The sequence below is a fragment of the Pseudomonas sp. Pc102 genome, assembly GCF_018408275.1.
GTDB lineage: Bacteria > Pseudomonadota > Gammaproteobacteria > Pseudomonadales > Pseudomonadaceae > Metapseudomonas > Metapseudomonas tohonis.
The window spans coordinates 5138335-5154060 of record NZ_AP021905.1 but is presented as its reverse complement, the minus strand read 5'-3'; the positions used below and the strand labels follow the sequence as shown (position 1 = coordinate 5154060).

General features: G+C 68.5%; 14 protein-coding genes. 4 read left to right on the top strand and 10 right to left on the bottom strand.

What is annotated here, in order from left to right:
* Window positions 1-13: 13 nt before the first annotated feature.
* Window positions 14-1219, bottom strand: a complete 1206-nt coding sequence (gene pncB / locus PHLH3_RS23545) for a nicotinate phosphoribosyltransferase (RefSeq protein ID WP_213625988.1) — start codon at window positions 1217-1219, stop codon at window positions 14-16.
* Between the two features lie 2 nt (window positions 1220-1221).
* Window positions 1222-1869, bottom strand: a complete 648-nt coding sequence (locus PHLH3_RS23540) for an isochorismatase family protein (RefSeq protein WP_213625987.1) — start codon at window positions 1867-1869, stop codon at window positions 1222-1224.
* Between the two features lie 89 nt (window positions 1870-1958).
* Here PHLH3_RS23540 and PHLH3_RS23535 point away from each other — a divergent pair, with 89 nt between their 5' ends.
* Window positions 1959-2564, top strand: coding sequence for an adenylyltransferase/cytidyltransferase family protein (locus tag PHLH3_RS23535; protein ID WP_213625986.1), 606 nt, complete (start codon window positions 1959-1961; stop codon window positions 2562-2564).
* Window positions 2561-3241, top strand: coding sequence for an NUDIX domain-containing protein (locus PHLH3_RS23530; protein ID WP_213625985.1), 681 nt, complete (start codon window positions 2561-2563; stop codon window positions 3239-3241). The genes PHLH3_RS23535 and PHLH3_RS23530 overlap by 4 nt, the downstream gene beginning before the upstream one ends.
* Before the next feature lie 167 nt (window positions 3242-3408).
* Here PHLH3_RS23530 and pdeM read toward each other — a convergent pair whose 3' ends face one another.
* Genes pdeM through PHLH3_RS23510 form a run of 4 tightly spaced genes read right to left on the bottom strand, consistent with a single transcriptional unit; the run spans window position 3409 to window position 9237 of the window.
* Entirely contained in the window at window positions 3409-4071 is a 663-nt protein-coding gene (gene pdeM / locus PHLH3_RS23525) for a ligase-associated DNA damage response endonuclease PdeM (RefSeq protein WP_213625984.1), read from the bottom strand.
* Window positions 4068-6563: a ligase-associated DNA damage response DEXH box helicase gene (locus PHLH3_RS23520; RefSeq protein ID WP_213625983.1), complete on the bottom strand. Its 2496-nt coding sequence runs from the start codon at window positions 6561-6563 to the stop codon at window positions 4068-4070. The genes pdeM and PHLH3_RS23520 overlap by 4 nt, the downstream gene beginning before the upstream one ends.
* Window positions 6560-8224, bottom strand: coding sequence for an ATP-dependent DNA ligase (locus tag PHLH3_RS23515; RefSeq protein ID WP_213625982.1), 1665 nt, complete (start codon window positions 8222-8224; stop codon window positions 6560-6562). Before PHLH3_RS23515 ends, PHLH3_RS23520 begins: the two co-directional genes overlap by 4 nt.
* Window positions 8221-9237: a ligase-associated DNA damage response exonuclease gene (locus PHLH3_RS23510; RefSeq protein WP_213625981.1), complete on the bottom strand. Its 1017-nt coding sequence runs from the start codon at window positions 9235-9237 to the stop codon at window positions 8221-8223. The genes PHLH3_RS23515 and PHLH3_RS23510 overlap by 4 nt, the downstream gene beginning before the upstream one ends.
* Window positions 9238-9428: 191 nt before the next feature.
* Between PHLH3_RS23510 and PHLH3_RS23505 the strand changes: the two genes are divergently transcribed.
* The gene (locus tag PHLH3_RS23505; RefSeq protein WP_213625980.1) at window positions 9429-10586 is read left to right on the top strand and encodes a sterol desaturase family protein; all 1158 of its coding nucleotides are present in this window, start codon (window positions 9429-9431) and stop codon (window positions 10584-10586) included.
* Between the two features lie 302 nt (window positions 10587-10888).
* On the opposite strand, the gene PHLH3_RS23500 is transcribed toward PHLH3_RS23505, so the two are convergent.
* The 4 genes from PHLH3_RS23500 to PHLH3_RS23485 form a co-directional block, all read right to left on the bottom strand.
* Window positions 10889-13429: a penicillin acylase family protein gene (locus PHLH3_RS23500; protein ID WP_213625979.1), complete on the bottom strand. Its 2541-nt coding sequence runs from the start codon at window positions 13427-13429 to the stop codon at window positions 10889-10891.
* A gap of 83 nt (window positions 13430-13512) precedes the next feature.
* Entirely contained in the window at window positions 13513-14163 is a 651-nt protein-coding gene (locus PHLH3_RS23495) for a glutathione binding-like protein (RefSeq protein WP_213625978.1), read from the bottom strand.
* A 96-nt stretch (window positions 14164-14259) separates the two neighbouring features.
* Window positions 14260-14463: an SEC-C metal-binding domain-containing protein gene (locus PHLH3_RS23490; RefSeq protein WP_173176035.1), complete on the bottom strand. Its 204-nt coding sequence runs from the start codon at window positions 14461-14463 to the stop codon at window positions 14260-14262.
* Between the two features lie 7 nt (window positions 14464-14470).
* Complete coding sequence (locus tag PHLH3_RS23485; protein ID WP_173176037.1) at window positions 14471-14971, bottom strand: LEA type 2 family protein; 501 nt, start codon at window positions 14969-14971, stop codon at window positions 14471-14473.
* Between the two features lie 112 nt (window positions 14972-15083).
* Between PHLH3_RS23485 and PHLH3_RS23480 the strand changes: the two genes are divergently transcribed.
* Window positions 15084-15653 (top strand): hypothetical protein, encoded by a 570-nt coding sequence (locus PHLH3_RS23480; RefSeq protein ID WP_213625977.1) that lies wholly within the window; start codon window positions 15084-15086, stop codon window positions 15651-15653.
* The last annotated feature ends 73 nt before the right edge of the window (window positions 15654-15726 follow it).

Sequence of the window (15726 nt, the reverse complement as noted above, 5' to 3'; positions counted from 1 at the left end):
TGGTTCCTCGGCGCTAGCGCGCGTCTGATACGCGAAATACGTGTTTCAGGTAGGCGACGAAGTTCTCGTCGCGGCACTGGGTCTTGCCCGGGGTATCGGAGATCTTCGCCACCGGCTGGCCGTTGCAGGCGGTCATCTTGATCACGATGTTCATGGGCACGACACCGGGGATGTCGCAGGTCAGGTTGGTCCCGATACCGAAGCTTAAGTGGATACGACCGTGCAGGGCGCGATACAGCTCCAGCGCCTTTGGCAGGTCGAGGCCGTCGGAGAATACGAGGGTCTTGGTCTGCGGGTCTATACCGAGCCTTTCATAGTGGCGGATGCACTTCTCGGCCCATTCCAGCGGGTCGCCGGAGTCGTGGCGCAGCCCGTCGAAGAGCTTGGCGAAGTACAGGTCGAAGTCCTTGAGGAAGGCATCGGTGGTGATGCAGTCGGTCAGGGCGATGCCGAGCAGGCCCCGGTACTCGCGGACCCAGCAGTCCAGCGCGGCGATCTGGCTGTCGATCAGGCGCGGGCCCAGCTGCTGGTGGGACATCAGCCATTCGTGGGCCATGGTGCCGATGGGCTTGATGTCGAACTCGCGGGCCAGGTGCACGTTGCTGGTGCCGACGAAGCGCCCCGGGAAGTCGCGCTTGAGGATGTGCACCATCTCTTCCTGCACCCGGTAGGAGAAGCGCCGGCGGGTGCCGAAGTCGGCGATCTGGAAGCCCGCCAGCTCGCTGGCGCTGGCTTCGCCCTTGAGCCAGTCGAGCTTCTGGTACAGGCGCTCGCTGGCCTGCTCGAGGATCACCTCGCGGTAGCGGTAGCGGTTGCGCACCTCGCTGACGATGGCCAGCAGCGGGATCTCGAAGAGGATCACGTGCAGCCAGGGGCCGCGCAGGCGGATGCACAGCTGGTCGTCCTCGATGCCGGCCTGGACGTAGCGCATGTTGAAGCGGAACAGGCTGAGGAAGCGGGTGAAGTCCGGCTTGATGAAGGGGATGCGCTCCAGGAAGGCCAGCTGGTCGGCGGTGATGGAAATTTCCGTCAGGCGCTCGATCTGGTAGCGGATCTCCGCCAGGTAGGGCTTGAGGTCCTCGGCGTTGCGGCAGCGGAATTCCCACTCCACCTCGGCGTTGGGGTAGTTGTGCAGCACCGCCTGCATCATGGTCAGCTTGTAGAAGTCGGTGTCCAGCAGGTTCTGCACGATGCGGTCGGAAAACACGCTCTCGGCCATGATCAGCTCTCCTTCTCGATGCTGTTCAGCAAGGCGTCCAGTTCGGCCTCGCTGGCGCACAGCGTGATGCCCAGCTCGTTCATCTGCAGTTGCGCGGCTTGTGCCGTGGCTTCGGCGATTGCCCGGCACGCCGGGAGGTAGACGATAACCGCAAAGCCGGCGCGACGCAGTTGCAGCGCGGTGGTCTTCACGCAGTAGTCCAGCGCCAGGCCGCCCACCAGTACATGGCTGACCGCGTTCTGCCGGAGGAATTCGATCACCCCGGTGCTGCGGCGCTCGGCCAGGTCGTGGTAGCAGGCGCCGTAGGGGTGCAGGTCGGGCTCCACGCCCTTCCACACGAAGTAGTCGTAGTCCAGCGGCTGGGGCAGCTCGTCCAGCAGCTCGAAGCCTGCGGTGCCCGGTACGCAGTGGCTGACCCAGGTGATGTCGGCATTAGCCAGGGGCAGCGGTGCGAGCATCTCGGCGTGGCTGGGCACGACCCAGGCGGCCTGCGGGCTGTGGGCGTCCTTGCTGCCGATGCGCAGTTCGGCGCGGCGGGCCAGCAGGTTCAGGTGCGCTGCGATCTCGTCGCCGCCCGGCACCGGGAGTTCGGCGGGGCAGAGGGGGGTGAAGCCTTTCTGGGCGTCGACATCGAAGCTGGCGATTTTCATGGCTGCGTTCCTCGTTCGGTTGCGGCTGGCTACATATTCCATCTCGTGTAATATGTCGTCAAGCACTCTTTGATCGCAGGAGGACAGCGATGAGAAACAGTCGGCAGGATTTTCCCGATCCCAGCCTGCGGGCCTACCCGGCAGGCAGCGCGTCTCCGGCCCCGGTGCGCTTCCGCCTGGCGGTGTACGGCGGTGCCTTCGACCCGCCCCATCCGGGCCATGAAAGCGTGGTGCGCCGGGTACTGGAGCGCGCCGAGCAGGTGCTGCTGGTGCCCAGCCACCGCCACGCCCACGGCAAGCGCATGGTCGATTTCGCCCTGCGCTGTGCCTGGCTGGAGCGCCTGGCGGCGCGCATCGACCCGGCGCGGGTACGCTGCGACCCCATCGAGGCGCGGCTGGCGCCCGGCGCAGCGGCCGTGTACAGCTACGACCTCCTGCAGGCGCTGGCCGCGGAGCACGGCGTGATGCCGGAGGACATCGCCCTGGTCATCGGCGAAGACAACCTGCCCCAGGTGGCGGGCTTCCATCGCGGGGCGGAGCTGCGCGAGCGCTTCGGCCTGCTGGTGGCGGACGAGACGCTGCTGTTGCACAGTTCGGCCATCCGCCTGCACCTGCGCGAGGGCCTGGCGCTGCCGCCGGCCTGGTGCCTGCCGGAAGTGCAGGGTGAACTGGATATCTATAGGGAGCTGCAATGAGTTCTGCACAGGTACTGGCCAGCGTCGACATCGTGGCGCTGCGCCTGAACGAGGCCCAGGGGCTGGAGCTGCTGCTGATCCGCCGGGCCCAGGCGCCCTTCGAGGGCGAATGGGCGCTGCCGGGTGTGCTGGTCAACGGCCGCTGCGACGACGCCGACCTGGACGCCGCCGCCACCCGGGCCCTGGCGGAGAAGGCACGGGTGCGCCCGCAGCACCTGGAACAGGTGGCCACCGTGGGCAACGCCCGGCGCGACCCGCGCGGCTGGTCGCTGTCGACCTTCTACCTCGCCCTGCTGGAGCCCGACACGCAACTGAGTAACGCGGACCTGCGCTTCCTGCCGCTGGACGAGGCCAGTGGCTTGCCCTTCGACCACGACCAGCTGGTGCGCCAGGCCCGCGAGCGGCTGGCCGGCAAGTCGGTCTACACCTCCCTGCCGCTGCACCTGCTGCCCCGGCGCTTCACCGTCACCGAAGCCCTGGGCGCCTTCCAGGCCTGCCTCGGCCAGGCGGTGCAGCACACCACCCTGCGCGGGCGCCTGGAGAAGATGAAGGGGCAGGGCTGGGTGCTGGATACCGGCGAACACAACCACCCGAAGATGGGCCGCCCGCAGAAGGTGCTGGAGCACCGCCCGGCGGAAGGCGGCGTGTTCACCTTCGACCGCAGCGTGCTGTCCTGATAGCGCGGCCAGGGCGAATTCCGGGCAAAAAAATAGGCGCCAACGTGGGCGCCAGGGAGCAATGAACAATGCATAGGTTCTGAGTGTTGCCTGGCGTGTAAGTTCAGAAAAACAGCAAAAAAGTCGACATCCTGCGGCTAATGGATGGCGAACAAGCCAGGCGGCGATCAACTATGGCGGGCGGGCCAGACGCCGCCGTCGCCGCAGACGAAGATCCGTGAACCCGTTGCGCTGGCCTGCTCCATGCCGCCGGTGAACTCACCGAAGGCCGGCAGTAGGCTCAGGTTTTCGCCCAGGTGGAAGCAGGGCAGGCGCAGGCTTTGGCGACCGGCTCCGCGCAGGCGGAAGGTCGGGTGCAGGTGGCCGGCCAGCACGTGCAGTGCCGGGTGCGGCTCGGGCTCGTGCTGCAGGGCGAAGGGGCCGAGGGCCAGCGGCTCGTGGTGCAGGGTGAAGCCGAGGGCAGCGGGCGGGTCGCCGGCATGGCGGTCGTGGTTGCCGCGTACCAGGTCGATGGAGAGCTCCGGATGGCCGGCCCGCCAGGCAGCCAGCGCCGGCCACAGGGGGGCGTCTGCGCCCTGGCGGGCATGCAGGAAGTCGCCGAGGAACACCAGCCGGCGGCAGCCGTGTTCGTGCAGCAGGTTGTCCAGGCGGCGCAGGTTCGCCGCCGTGGTGCCGCTGGGCACCGGCTGGCCGAGGCGGCGGAAGCTGGCGGCCTTGCCGAAATGGATATCGGCCACCAGCAGGCAGCCTTCCTCGGGCCAGTACAGCGCGCGGTCGGCCAGCAGCAGGACGCGGGTGCCGGCCAGCGCCACCTCCAGTGCGGCCCTCATCGCGCGCGGCTCCGGCGTGGCGGCCTGTCGGCGGCGCGTTCCAGTTGCTCGACCATGCGCGCGATGCGGTCGGCCAGCTTCTCGCTGCTCAGGCCTTCGCGGAAGCGTTCCACCAGCAGCGGGAAGGCCAGCGGTGTCGGGCGTGGCACCTCCACCAGGCGCAGTTCGCGCTCGCGGATGCGCCGCAGGCAATCCTCCAGGCGCGGCAGGTCCAGTTCCTGGCGCAGCACTTCCTCGCGGGCCTGGTGCAGCAGCAGGTTGTCCGGGTCGTACTGGCGGAACACATCGAAGAACAGCCCGCTGGAAGCCTGCAGCTGGCGCGCGCTCTTGCTGGCGCCGGGGCGGCCGGCGAACACCAGCCCGGAGATGCGGGCGATCTCGCGGAAGCGCCGGCGCGACAGCTCGCTGGCATTGAGGCTGTGCAGCAGGTCGTCGAGCAGCGCGTGCTCGCTGAACAGTTCGGGACGCAGGCACTCGGCCCAGTCCACCTCGGTGGCCGCCAGCAGCTCCAGGCCGTAGTCGTTGACGGCGATGGAGAAGCTCACCGGGCGCTGCCGGGCCAGGCGCCAGGCCAGCAGGCTGGCCAGCCCGAGGTGCACCTGGCGGCCGGCGAAGGGGTAGAGGAACAGGTGCCAGCCTTCGCGGCTCTTCAACCGCTCGGCCAGCAGGCTGTGCTCGTCGGGCAGCGCCGACCAGGCCTGCTGCAGCTCCAGCAGCGGCCGGGTCAGCTTCAGCTCCGGGCTGTCGTAATGGCCTCGCGCGGCTTCGCCCAACTGGTGAACCAGGGCGTCGGCCAGTTCGCTGGAAAGCGGCATGCGCCCGCCATTCCAGCGCGGGATGGCGGCCTTGCGTGCGGTGCTGCGGCGCACGTAGGCGGTCATGTCCTCGACCCGCACCAGTTCCAGCGGGCGGCCGGCGAAGAGGAAGGCGTCTCCCGGGCGCAGGCGCGAGATGAAGCCTTCCTCGATGCTGCCCAGGGAGCCGGCCGCGCCGCCCTTGCCCCAGAAACGCACCTGCAGGCTGGCGTCGCTGACGATGGTGCCGATGCTCTGCCGGTGCCGCCGCGCCAGTTGCGCGCTGGGCACGTGCCAATGGCCGGCGCCGTCGGGCTCGGCGCGGCGGTATTCGGGGTAGGCGGTGAGGGAGTGTCCGCCGTGGCGGATGAAGGCCAGGGCCCAGGCCCATTCGTCGTCGCCCAGGGCGCGGTAGGCCCAGCAGCTGCGCACCTCGGCGAGCATCGCCGCGGACGTGAAGCCACCGCCCAGGGCCATGCTGACCAGGTGCTGGACCAGCACGTCCAGCGGCTTCTCCGGGCTCAGGCGCGCTTCGATACGGCGCTCGGCGATGGCCTGGCGCGCGGCCACCGCCTCCACCAGTTCCAGGCTGTGGGTGGGCACCAGGGTCACCCGCGAGGCGCGGCCCGGTGCGTGGCCGGAGCGGCCGGCCCGTTGCATCAGCCGCGCCACGCCCTTGGCGGTGCCCACCTGGAGCACCCGCTCCACGGGGAGGAAATCGACCCCCAGGTCGAGGCTGGAGGTGCACACCACCGCCTTGAGCCGGCCCTGCTTGAGGCCGTTCTCGACCCACTCGCGCACCTCGCGGGACAGCGAGCCATGGTGCAGGGCGATCAGCCCGGCCCAGTCCGGCCGCGCCGCCAGCAGGGCCTGGTACCAGGCTTCGGACTGCGCGCGGGTGTTGGTGAACACCAGGCTGCTGGCGCTGGACTCCAGCTCCGCGACCACCTGCGGCAGCATGCGCAGGCCCATGTGCCCGGCCCAGGGGAAGCGCTCGACGTTGGCCGGCAGCAGGGTGTCCACCTCCAGGCGCTTGCGTTGTTCGCCCTGCAGGAGCAGGCCGTCGCCGCCGGGCACCAGCACCTGCAGCGCATGGTCCAGGTTGCCGAGGGTGGCGGAGAGGCCCCAGGTGGCGAGCGTGGGGTTCCACAGGCGCAACCGCGCCAGGGCCAGTTGCAGCTGCACGCCGCGCTTGTTGCCGAGCAACTCGTGCCATTCGTCGACCACCACCATGCGCAGCCCGGCGAAGGCCTGGGCGGCGTCGGCGCGGGTCAGCAGCAGGGTCAGGCTTTCCGGCGTGGTGACCAGCACGCTGGGCAGGTTGCGCGATTGCCGGGCCCGCTCGGCGCTGCCGGTGTCGCCCGTGCGCAGGCCCAGGCTCCAGGGCAGGCCGAGTTCGTCGATGGGCGCCTGCAGGGCGCGGGCGGTGTCGGCCGCCAGGGCGCGCATGGGGGTTATCCACAGCACCGAGAGCGGCAGCACCTGGCCCTTGCCAGGTGCCTTGCGGGTGGGGGCGGCGCCGGCCAGCAAATCGAGCGCGGCGAACCAGGCGGCGTAGGTCTTGCCGGCGCCGGTGGTGGCGTGGAGCAGGCCGGAGCGGCCCTGGGCGACGGCGCGCCAGAGTGCCTTCTGGAAGCTGAAGGGGCGCCAGCCGCGGCTGTCGAACCAGCGCGAGGAGGGACGGGGCGCGCGGCTCAAGCCTCGGGCTCCGGCGGGGCATCGGTGAGCAGTGCCTGGAGGCTGGCGAGGGTGTCGGCCTCGGCCACCGGCTTGTCGCGGCGCCAGCGCAGCATGCGCGGGAAGCGCACGGCGACGCCGCTCTTGTGGCGCCTGGACAGGGCGATGCCTTCGAAGCCCAGTTCGAACACCAGGGTCGGGGTGACGCTGCGCACCGGGCCGAATTTCTCCACCGTGGTGCGGCGGATGATGGCGTCGACCTGGCGCATTTCTTCGTCCGTGAGGCCCGAGTAGGCCTTGGCGAAGGGCACCAGGGCGCGCTCGGCGGTGGCGTCGTCGCCATCCCAGACGGCGAAGGTGAAGTCGGTGTAGAGGTTGGCGCGGCGGCCGTGGCCACGCTGGGCGTAGATCAGCACGGCGTCGACGCTGTAGGGGTCGAGCTTCCATTTCCACCAGGTGCCCTGGTCCTTGGTGCGGCCGACGCCGTAGAGCGCGTCGCGGGCCTTGAGCATCATCCCTTCGACGCCGAGGGCGCGGGCGCCCTCGCGCTGGCGGGCGAGGTCATGCCAGTCTTCGCCGTGCACCTCGGGGGACAGTTCCAGCACCGGGTCGCCCACTTCCTCCAGCAACAGTTCCAGGCGTTCGCGGCGCTCGGCCAGGGGGCGCTGGCGCCAGTCCTCGCCACGCCACTCCAGCAGGTCGTAGGCCACCAGGCGCACGGGGGCGTCGTCGAGCACCTTGCGCGTCAGGCGCTTGCGGCCGATGCGTTGCTGCAGCAGGGCGAAGGGCTGCACGCGGCCGTCCTTCCACACCAGGATCTCGCCGTCGATCACCGTGCCTTCTGGCAGTGCATGGGCCAGGCCGTGCAGTTCGGGGAAGCGTTCGCTGACCAGCTCCTCGCCCCGCGACCAGATCCACAGGTGGCCGTCGCGGCGTACCAGCTGGGCGCGGATGCCGTCCCACTTCCATTCGACCAGCCAGTCCGTCGGCGGGCCGAGCAGGTCGGCGAAGGCGCCGACCTCTGCCTGCAGCGGGTGGGCGAGGAAGAAGGGGTAGGGCAGGCCGCCGCGTTCCAGGTGCTCGGCCTCGCTCTGTTCGGCGATGAGCCGGGCGTAGCCCTGGGCGCTGGGCGGGCGCGAGGCGTCGGTGTAGCCGACCAGGCGCTGGGCGACGCGCTTGGGGTCGAGGCCGGCGAGGTTGGCCAGGGCGCGGGTGACCAGCAGGCGCGAGACGCCGACCCGGAAGGCGCCGGTGACCAGCTTCAGGCACACCAGCAGGCTGAGGCGGTCGAGGCGCGCCCAGAGCGGTGGCAGGCGGGCGGCGAGTTCCGCCGGGGGCAGCCCGCGCAGGGGCAGCAGGTGCTCCTCGACCCAGGTGGCGAGGCCCTCTTCGGAACGCTGGACGCTGGGCGGCAGCAGCAGGGAAATGGTTTCGGCCAGATCGCCCACCGCCTGGTAGCTCTCCTCGAACAGCCAGTCGGGCAGGCCGGTGATGGCCAGGGTGATCTCCCGCAGCTGCCGCACCGGCACCAGCTGGCGCGGCTTGCCACCGCTGAGGAAGTACACCGCCCAGGCGGCGTCCTCGGGCGTGGCGCTGGCGAAGTAGTCCTGCAGGGCGGCCAGCTTGGCGTTGCTGGAGGTGCTGGCGTCGAGGCGACCGTAGAGCTCGGCGAAGTCCTTCACGGGGTCGCCTCCGGGGCGCTGGCCGGTTCGTCCTCGTCGCCGTATTCGGTGCTGAAGGCCTGGGCGTCCAGGCCCTGTTCGCTGAGGTAGCGCACCAGCACGTTGACCGAGCCATGGGTGACGAACACCCGCTCGGCACCGCTCTGCTCGATGGCCCAGAGCAGGCCGGGCCAGTCGGCGTGGTCGGAGAGCACGAAGCCGCGGTCCACGCCGCGCCGCCTGCGGGTGCCGCGCAGCATCATCCAGCCGCTGGCGAAGGCGTCGCTGTAATCGCCGAAGCGGCGCATCCAGGTACTGCCGCCGGCGGAGGGCGGGGCCATGACCAAGGCCTGGCGCAGCAGTGGGTCGTTGCGGGCGATGTCGCCGGCGTAGCGGGTTTGCGGCAGGGCGACGCCGGCTTCGCGGTAGACCCGGTTGAGCGGCTCCATGGCGCCGTGGACGAGGATCGGGCCGATGCTTGCGTCGATGCCGTGGAGGATGCGCTGGGCCTTGCCGAAGGCGTAGCAGAACAGCACGCTGGCGCGCCCGGCGGCCTGGTTGGCGCGCCACCAGGCGTCGATCTCGGCGAACAGGGCGGCTTGCGGCTGCCAGCGGTAGATGGGCAGGCCGAAGGTGGATTCGGTGATGAAGCAGTGGCAGCGCACCGGCTCGAAGGGCGCGCAGGTGCCGTCGGCCTCGGTCTTGTAGTCGCCGGAGGCCACCCACACTTCGCCCCGGTACTCCAGGCGCACCTGGGCCGAGCCGAGCACGTGGCCGGCCGGATGCAGGCTGAGGGTGACGCCGCCGTGCTCCAGGCGCTCGCCGTAGTCGAGGGTCTGCAGGCGGATGTCGCCGAGGCGTGCACGCAGGATGCCGGCGCCGGCGCTGGTCGCCAGGTAATGGCCGCTGCCGGTGCGCGCGTGGTCGCCGTGGCCGTGGGTGATGACGGCACGTTCCACCGGTTTCCAGGGGTCGATGTAGAAGTCACCGGGCGGACAGTAGAGGCCTTCGGGCCTCGCGACGACCAGGTCCATGGGGTTGCCTCGTTGTGGGCTCATGTCTATGAGCATGGTCGGGTTCGGTTGGTTCGGCTGGCAAGTTCGCCTCGGGATCGCGACACAGGTCACGGAAGTCCCGGGTGTTCGTCGGAACAGGTGGCCTGGAACGGGGTGTGGACGTCAAGATCGGGAGCGGCTTTTCTGCCGACTTCATGGAGGATGTGCGAATGCAGGCGATCAAGGCCTATTTCCAGCGCCACGGTCATGATCCGTTCCGGATCGGCGAGGGGCGTATCAGCGGTTATCTTTCCGCGGCGCTGGGGCTGCTCAGCCTCTGCGCGGTGCTGTGTTTCCTGTTCCCCGAATGGCTGACCTTCGCCGAGTTCCGCAAGGTCTACAGCGAGCAGTTCGCCCGCAGCATGCTGCTGGTGGGGCTGGTGGCGTCGTTCTCCCTGGGCACGCTCAACATCCTGCTCAACCGCCGCAAGCGGCTGGGCTTCACCGGCATCGCCGCCTCGGGCCTGGCGGTGTTCCTCGGCGGCACCAACATCCAGTTCGAGACCATCGGCCAGACCCCCTATTCCCTGGGGCTGGACTGGTTCGTGCTGGCGCTGCTGGTCTCGGCCATCGTGTTCATCCCGCTGGAGAAGCTCTACGCCAAGGACCCGCAGCAGAACATCCTGCGCCCCCACTGGCGCACGGACCTGGCGTACTTCTTCGTCAGCCACATGCTGGTGCAGTTCATCCTGATCTTCGTCACCGCCTCGTCCACGCTGCTGGGGGGCTGGGCGGTGTCGCCGGCCTTCCAGGCGGGCGTGCAGTCGCTGCCGATCTGGCTGCAGTTCATCCTCGCGGTGCTGGTGGCGGACCTGGGCCAGTACTGGCTGCACCGCCTGTACCACGTGGTGCCCTGGCTGTGGCGCTTCCATGCGGTGCACCACTCGAGCACGGCGATGGACTGGCTGGCCGGCTCGCGCATCCACTTCGTGGAGATCCTGCTGACCCGTACCGGGGTGCTGGTGCCGCTGATGCTGATGGGCTTCTCGCCCCAGGCGATGAATGCCTACGTGATCCTGGTGGGCGTGCAGGCGGTGCTGGCCCACGCCAACGTGCGCATCGACGGCGGCTGGCTGAACTACCTGCTGGTGCTGCCGCGCTACCACCACTGGCACCACGCCCGGCACCCGGACTACATCTACAAGAACTACGCGATCCACCTGCCGATCGTCGACATGCTGTTCGGCACCTTCAAGCTGCCGCCCAAGGAGTGGCCGACCCGTTATGGCGTGTTCGGCAAGCCGCTGCCGGACGGCATCCTGCGCCAGCACCTGTACCCCTTCCAGAAGCCGGAGCCCAAGGCACCGGTGAAGCCGAAGGCGTCCTGACCTTCGATGGCGGCCCATGTGCAATGCATGGGCCGCTGCTTCTGATTCTTCCCCTTTCCCTTTTTGCCGATTCCCGGGCTGAAGCCCGGGCTACGTCCGTAGGTTGGCGCCGAGCCGGCGAGGCCCGACATCGCGGCTGGGACGGGCTCCGGTGCGTTGGGCTTCGTGCCTCAGCCCAACCTACGAGGCTTTTCGCGGGCAAAAGAAAGGGCGCCGGTGAGGGCGCCCTGAAATGATGTGATCTATGGAGTAAGTCCGCTTACATAGACAGTGCCGGGGCGGTTAGTTCCCGCCCCGGGCGATCATTTTTGCGGGGTGAGCATCAGCCGCTTGGTGCCGTAGACCTTGTCGAGGTTCCGCGACTGGAAGGGGAAGCTCATGTAGCGGGCCTTGAGCCAGGCGTCGATGCCGTCGGCGTAGTTGGGGCTGGCCGGGTTGCCGGACTGGCCGGAGCTGTTGAGCCCGATCATGGGTTCCGGCTGGCCGAAGTCGACGATGATGCGCATGGCCGGGATCAGCCAGGTGTCGAAGTCGTTGCCCCACTCGTAGGCCGAGACGTTCAGCGTGTTCATGTCGCCGCCGGCCGGGTAGGGGCCACGGTCCAGGTAGCCCTGGATGGCGTTGATCCCGGTGCGCTGGCTGGCGCTCATGAAGGGCGCGAGCCTGGTGGTTTCGGTGGCCCAGGTGTAGCTGTGCAGCTTGCCCCACTGCCAGGTCTTGCGGTCGGTGCCGAGCTTGCCTTCGGCGAAGCTGACGGCGGCGGCCAGGCTGCGGGCGAGGATGGCGGGCTTGTCTTCCTTCTGCGCTGTGCGCACGTCGTCCCAGAACGGGCTGTCGGCGCGGCCCAGCAGGTGGTCGGCCTGGGCGGAGTAGGAGAGGTTGGCGGTCTCCACCAGGGCCTGCCAGGCCGGGCTGCCTTCGGGGCCGAGTTCGTCCTGGAAGATCTGCCTGGCGCTTTCCTGCAGGAAGGCTTCGTAGAACACCGCATCGGCCGAGGTCGGGCGCAGGTCGCCATCGAAGGCCAGCAGGCGGCTCAGGGCTTCACGGGCCTTGTCGCGCTCGGCCGCGGGCAGGGCGTCGATGGCCTTCTTCAGCGGCTGGGCCATGGCCGGGTCTTCGAACATCGCCTTGAGCTTGGCGGCGAAGGGCGTGGTCTGGTCGTACTGCATGGCGATGGTGCTGCGGGTGTCGTGCTTGCCGCTGCCGGCGAGCTCGGCGATGCGCTCGGCCCGCTCCGGGTAGAACCAGGAATTGGACAGCTGCACCCCATAGCCGCCCTGCACGGTGCGGTGGTTGGCTGTGCCGAGCCAGCCCTGGGTCGGGTCCTGGTCATAGGGGTGCAGCATGGGGTCGGCGAAACCGTCCCAGTCGTAGCGGCTGTCCCAGCCGGGGGAGGGCATCAGGCCACGGCCTTCGCGACGGTTGGGGTAGCGGCCGGTGACCTGCCAGGCGATGTGCTGGGCATCGGCGGTGAGCAGGTTGAGGCCGATGGCGCGGATCGAGCGCGTCGCCTCGCTGGCCTGCTCGACGGATTGCGCGCGGGACAGGTCGAAGAAGGCGTCCAGGGTCTGGTCGTTTTCGAACTGCGCGGTCTTCAGGGCGATGCCCAGGCCGCTCTTCATCTCCAGGGGCTGCAGCGGGTGCTTGCGCTGGCCGAGCACGGAGTTGAGCAGCGGGCCGTGGCGGGTCTCGTAGAGGGTTTCGCGGATCGGCCGCTCGCCCTTGATGAAGAAGGTCTCGTTGCGCTCGATGGCCGGCTGCCATTTGCCGTCGGCGAGGTAGTAGAGGCGGTTGCCCTCGCGCTTGACCTTTTCCAGGTAGAGGTCCTGGTTGTCGGCCATGACCATGGTCATGCCCCAGGCCAGCTTGCCGTTGAAGCCGGCGACCACGGCGGGCACGCCGGCGATGGTGACGCCTGCGGCCTGGAACTTCGGCGAGCGGATCTGCATGAAGTTCCAGTACGAGGGCATGGCCAGCGGCAGGTGGGTGTCGTTGGCGAGGATGCTCTTGCCGTTGCGCGTGCGCTGGGGGGCGATGGCCCAGTTGTTGGAGGCGGCGACGCCGAGCATGTTCAGGCCCGCCAGTTGCCCGGCGGCCTGGTCGATGGCGGCGAGGCCCTGGATCTGCCCGCCGAGGTTGAGGCCCTTGAGCTTGTCGGCTTCGTCGAAGGGCAGGTCCTCGTCCGGGTAGGTGGGCAGCAGCCAGGCGACCTTGTCGGCCCCGACCTTCTGCGCCATGACCAGCGAGGCGATCTCTTCCTGCAGGTTCACCGCCAGGCCGAAGTTGAGCAGGCTGAAGACCAGCACCGAGTCCTCGGGTTTCCAGTAGGCGGGCTTGTAGCCGGACTCGGCGAGGTCCATCGGCAGCTTGTCGCGGTACTGGAAGAGGTAGGCGTTGACGCCGCGCGCGTAGACCTCGAAGAAGGACTTCAGGCGCGGGGAGGCGTTCTTGTAGAGGATGTCCGCGCTCTTGCGCAGGTTCACCGCGCGCATGAAGCGATCGACCTCCAGCACGCCGGGGCCGGCCATCTCGGCCAGGCGACCTTCGGCCATGAGGCGCAGGCCGACCATCTGGCTGAGGCGGTCGGAGGCGTGCACGTAGCCCATGGCGAACAGGGCGTCGTGGAAGGTGGTGGTCTCGATCAGCGGCATGCCCAGCGGGTTGCGGCGGATGGAGACGCTCTGCGCCAGGCCCTTGACCGGCTTGAAGCCGGAGGTGGGGGGCAGGCTGTCGGAATAGCGGCTGTCGAGCCAGGACTGGCAACCGGTCAGCGCGACCATGGCGCCGAGGGCGGCGGCCAGGCAGAAACGAGGCAGGAAGCGCTTGGGCGCAGGCGAGGCCATGGAGCGGTATCTCCCGAAGAGGCGGCGGTTTTCAAACGCGCTACGTTAGAGAGCGGCCTCGCACTGCGCAAGCGCCGTTGGCCCTACTTTTTAGCGGCGGCGGGGTTGATCTTTTCCACCAGTTCATAGGCGCGGATCGTGGCCGGGCGGGCCTGGATGCTGTGGAACCAGCGCTTGAGGTTGGGGAAGTCGTCGAGGTCCTGTTCCTGGTAGGTGTGCGGGACGATCCAGGGATAGATTGCCATGTCGGCGATGCCGTACTCGGCGCCGGCGACGAAGGGGCGGTCGGCCAGGCGCTTGTCGAGCACGCCGTAGAGGCGGGCGGTCTCCTTCACGTAGCGCTGGATGGCGTAGGGCACCTTCTCCGGGGCGAAGCGGTTGAAGTGGTGGTTCTGCCCGGCCATCGGGCCGAGGCCGCCCATCTGCCAGAACAGCCACTGCAGGGTTTCTTCGCGACCGCGCAGGTCGGCGGGGATGAAGCGCCCGGTCTTCTCGGCGAGGTAGAGCAGGATGGCGCCGGACTCGAACAGCGATAGCGGCTCGCCGCCGTCCGCCGGGGCGTGGTCGACGATGGCGGGGATGCGGTTGTTCGGGGCGATCTTGAGGAAGCTCGGCTGGAACTGCTCGTCCTTGCCGATGTTGATGGGGTGGATCCGGTAGGGGAGGCCGGTCTCCTCGAGGAACAGCGTGATCTTGTGGCCGTTGGGGGTGGTCCAGTAGTAGAGGTCGATCATGGTGGGACTCCTCAGGATGCGGGCGGCCAGCCTAAAGGATTCCCCACGCCAACGAAAAGGCCCGTGCTAGACGGGCCTTGGTTGCACTGGCGCGGATCAGGCGCCGTGGCATTTCTTGAATTTCTTCGCGCTGCCACAGGGGCAGGGATCGTTGCGGCCCACTTCCTTCAGCGGGTTGCGCACCGGCTCCTGCGGGCCGTGGTTGCAGTGCGGGCCGTGCACATGGCCGTGATCGTGGTGGTGGTCATGATCATGGTCGTGGTTGCAGTCGGGGCCATGGACATGGGGTTCTTGACTCATGGAAAGGTCACTCCGGGATGTAGTTGCCCGGGATTATCTCGCCATTGCGCGAGAGGTGCACGCTCTTGCCGAACATCAGGCCGGTCTTCACCTCGCCTTCGAGGCGGTAGTGGATCGGCTCGTCGGGCTTCTCCAGGAGCTTGACGATGTACTTCATGTGGCGCCAGAGGTTGGTGCGCACCGGGACATCGAAGGTCTCGTGGCCATTGGCGGGCACGGTGAACCAGGTGCTGGACTCGCCGGAGGCGAGCTTCACGTCGTTGAGGTGGACGGTATAGACCAGGCCGCGGACGGGCAGGCTGACGTCGTTGGGGTTGTCCACGCGAAAGCGCAGCAGGAACTGCTGCTCGAGGAGTTTCGCCTTGATCACATCGACCTTGACCAGCCGTACGTCCGGATCGCGGAAGCCGCCGGTCATCCAGGTGGAACATCCCGTCAGGCCCGAAAGAGGGAGGGCCAGTAACATCATTAGGCTGAGAATTCTTATCGTTTGCGCCTGAGAAAACATTGCATTACTCCATCGACGCTCAAGTGTAACAAGCAACTGCTTGGCTGCAACTTGTTGTTTGCAGAAAAAAACCTGCGCCATACTGCGGTCTGTTTCGGACAGGAGTGTGACCATGAGCCGCTACGAGATCGCTTTCTCCGGCCAACTGGTTCCGGGAGCCCGGCTGGAGCTGGTGCAGGCCAACATGGCCAAGCTCTTCCAGGCTGACGCGCAACGCATCGCCATGCTGTTTTCCGGCAGGCGCATCGTGATCAAGAACAACCTCGATGAGGCCGCCGCCGAGAAATATCGTGCAACGCTTGAGCGTGCCGGTGCGGTGGTGGACGTGGTGTCGATGGACGTCGAGATCGAGGAAGTGGAGCTGGCGCCGCCGCCCGTGCAGGAGCCGGTCGCCGCGCCGCGCGCCCCGGTGGCCCAGCCGGCCGGGGAGGGCGCTCCGGTTGGGCGCCTGAAAGTGGCGCCGCGTGACGAATACATGGCGGCGTTCGCCGAGGTGGACGCGCCGGACTTCGGCATCGCTCCGGTGGGGGCGGACCTGCAGGACGCCAAGGCCGAGGCGCAGGCGCCCAAGGTCGACCTGAGCCAGTTCAGCCTGGCGCCGGTGGGCAGCGACATGGGCCAGGCCAAGGCCGCCCCGGCCGCGCCGCCGCCGGATACCTCGCACCTGCGCATACAGGAGTGAGTGCCCGCCCATGAAAAAGCCCGCCGATCGGCGGGCTTTTTCATCTGTGGCCTGGGCATCCCCGCCTTCGGCG

Bases quoted from the DNA above. Each gene is read 5' to 3' on its own strand.
- PHLH3_RS23540 (WP_213625987.1), bottom strand. From the start codon at position 1,869: ATGAAAATCGCCAGCTTCGATGTCGACGCCCAGAAAGGCTTCACCCCC.
- PHLH3_RS23505 (WP_213625980.1), top strand. From the start codon at position 9,429: ATGCAGGCGATCAAGGCCTATTTCCAGCGCCACGGTCATGATCCGTTC.
- PHLH3_RS23490 (WP_173176035.1), bottom strand. From the start codon at position 14,463: ATGAGTCAAGAACCCCATGTCCATGGCCCCGACTGCAACCACGACCAT.
- PHLH3_RS23495 (WP_213625978.1), bottom strand. From the start codon at position 14,163: ATGATCGACCTCTACTACTGGACCACCCCCAACGGCCACAAGATCACG.
- PHLH3_RS23510 (WP_213625981.1), bottom strand. From the start codon at position 9,237: ATGGACCTGGTCGTCGCGAGGCCCGAAGGCCTCTACTGTCCGCCCGGT.
- PHLH3_RS23480 (WP_213625977.1), top strand. From the start codon at position 15,084: ATGAGCCGCTACGAGATCGCTTTCTCCGGCCAACTGGTTCCGGGAGCC.
- pncB (WP_213625988.1), bottom strand. From the start codon at position 1,219: ATGGCCGAGAGCGTGTTTTCCGACCGCATCGTGCAGAACCTGCTGGAC.
- PHLH3_RS23500 (WP_213625979.1), bottom strand. From the start codon at position 13,429: ATGGCCTCGCCTGCGCCCAAGCGCTTCCTGCCTCGTTTCTGCCTGGCC.
- PHLH3_RS23535 (WP_213625986.1), top strand. From the start codon at position 1,959: ATGAGAAACAGTCGGCAGGATTTTCCCGATCCCAGCCTGCGGGCCTAC.
- PHLH3_RS23530 (WP_213625985.1), top strand. From the start codon at position 2,561: ATGAGTTCTGCACAGGTACTGGCCAGCGTCGACATCGTGGCGCTGCGC.
- pdeM (WP_213625984.1), bottom strand. From the start codon at position 4,071: ATGAGGGCCGCACTGGAGGTGGCGCTGGCCGGCACCCGCGTCCTGCTG.
- PHLH3_RS23485 (WP_173176037.1), bottom strand. From the start codon at position 14,971: ATGTTTTCTCAGGCGCAAACGATAAGAATTCTCAGCCTAATGATGTTA.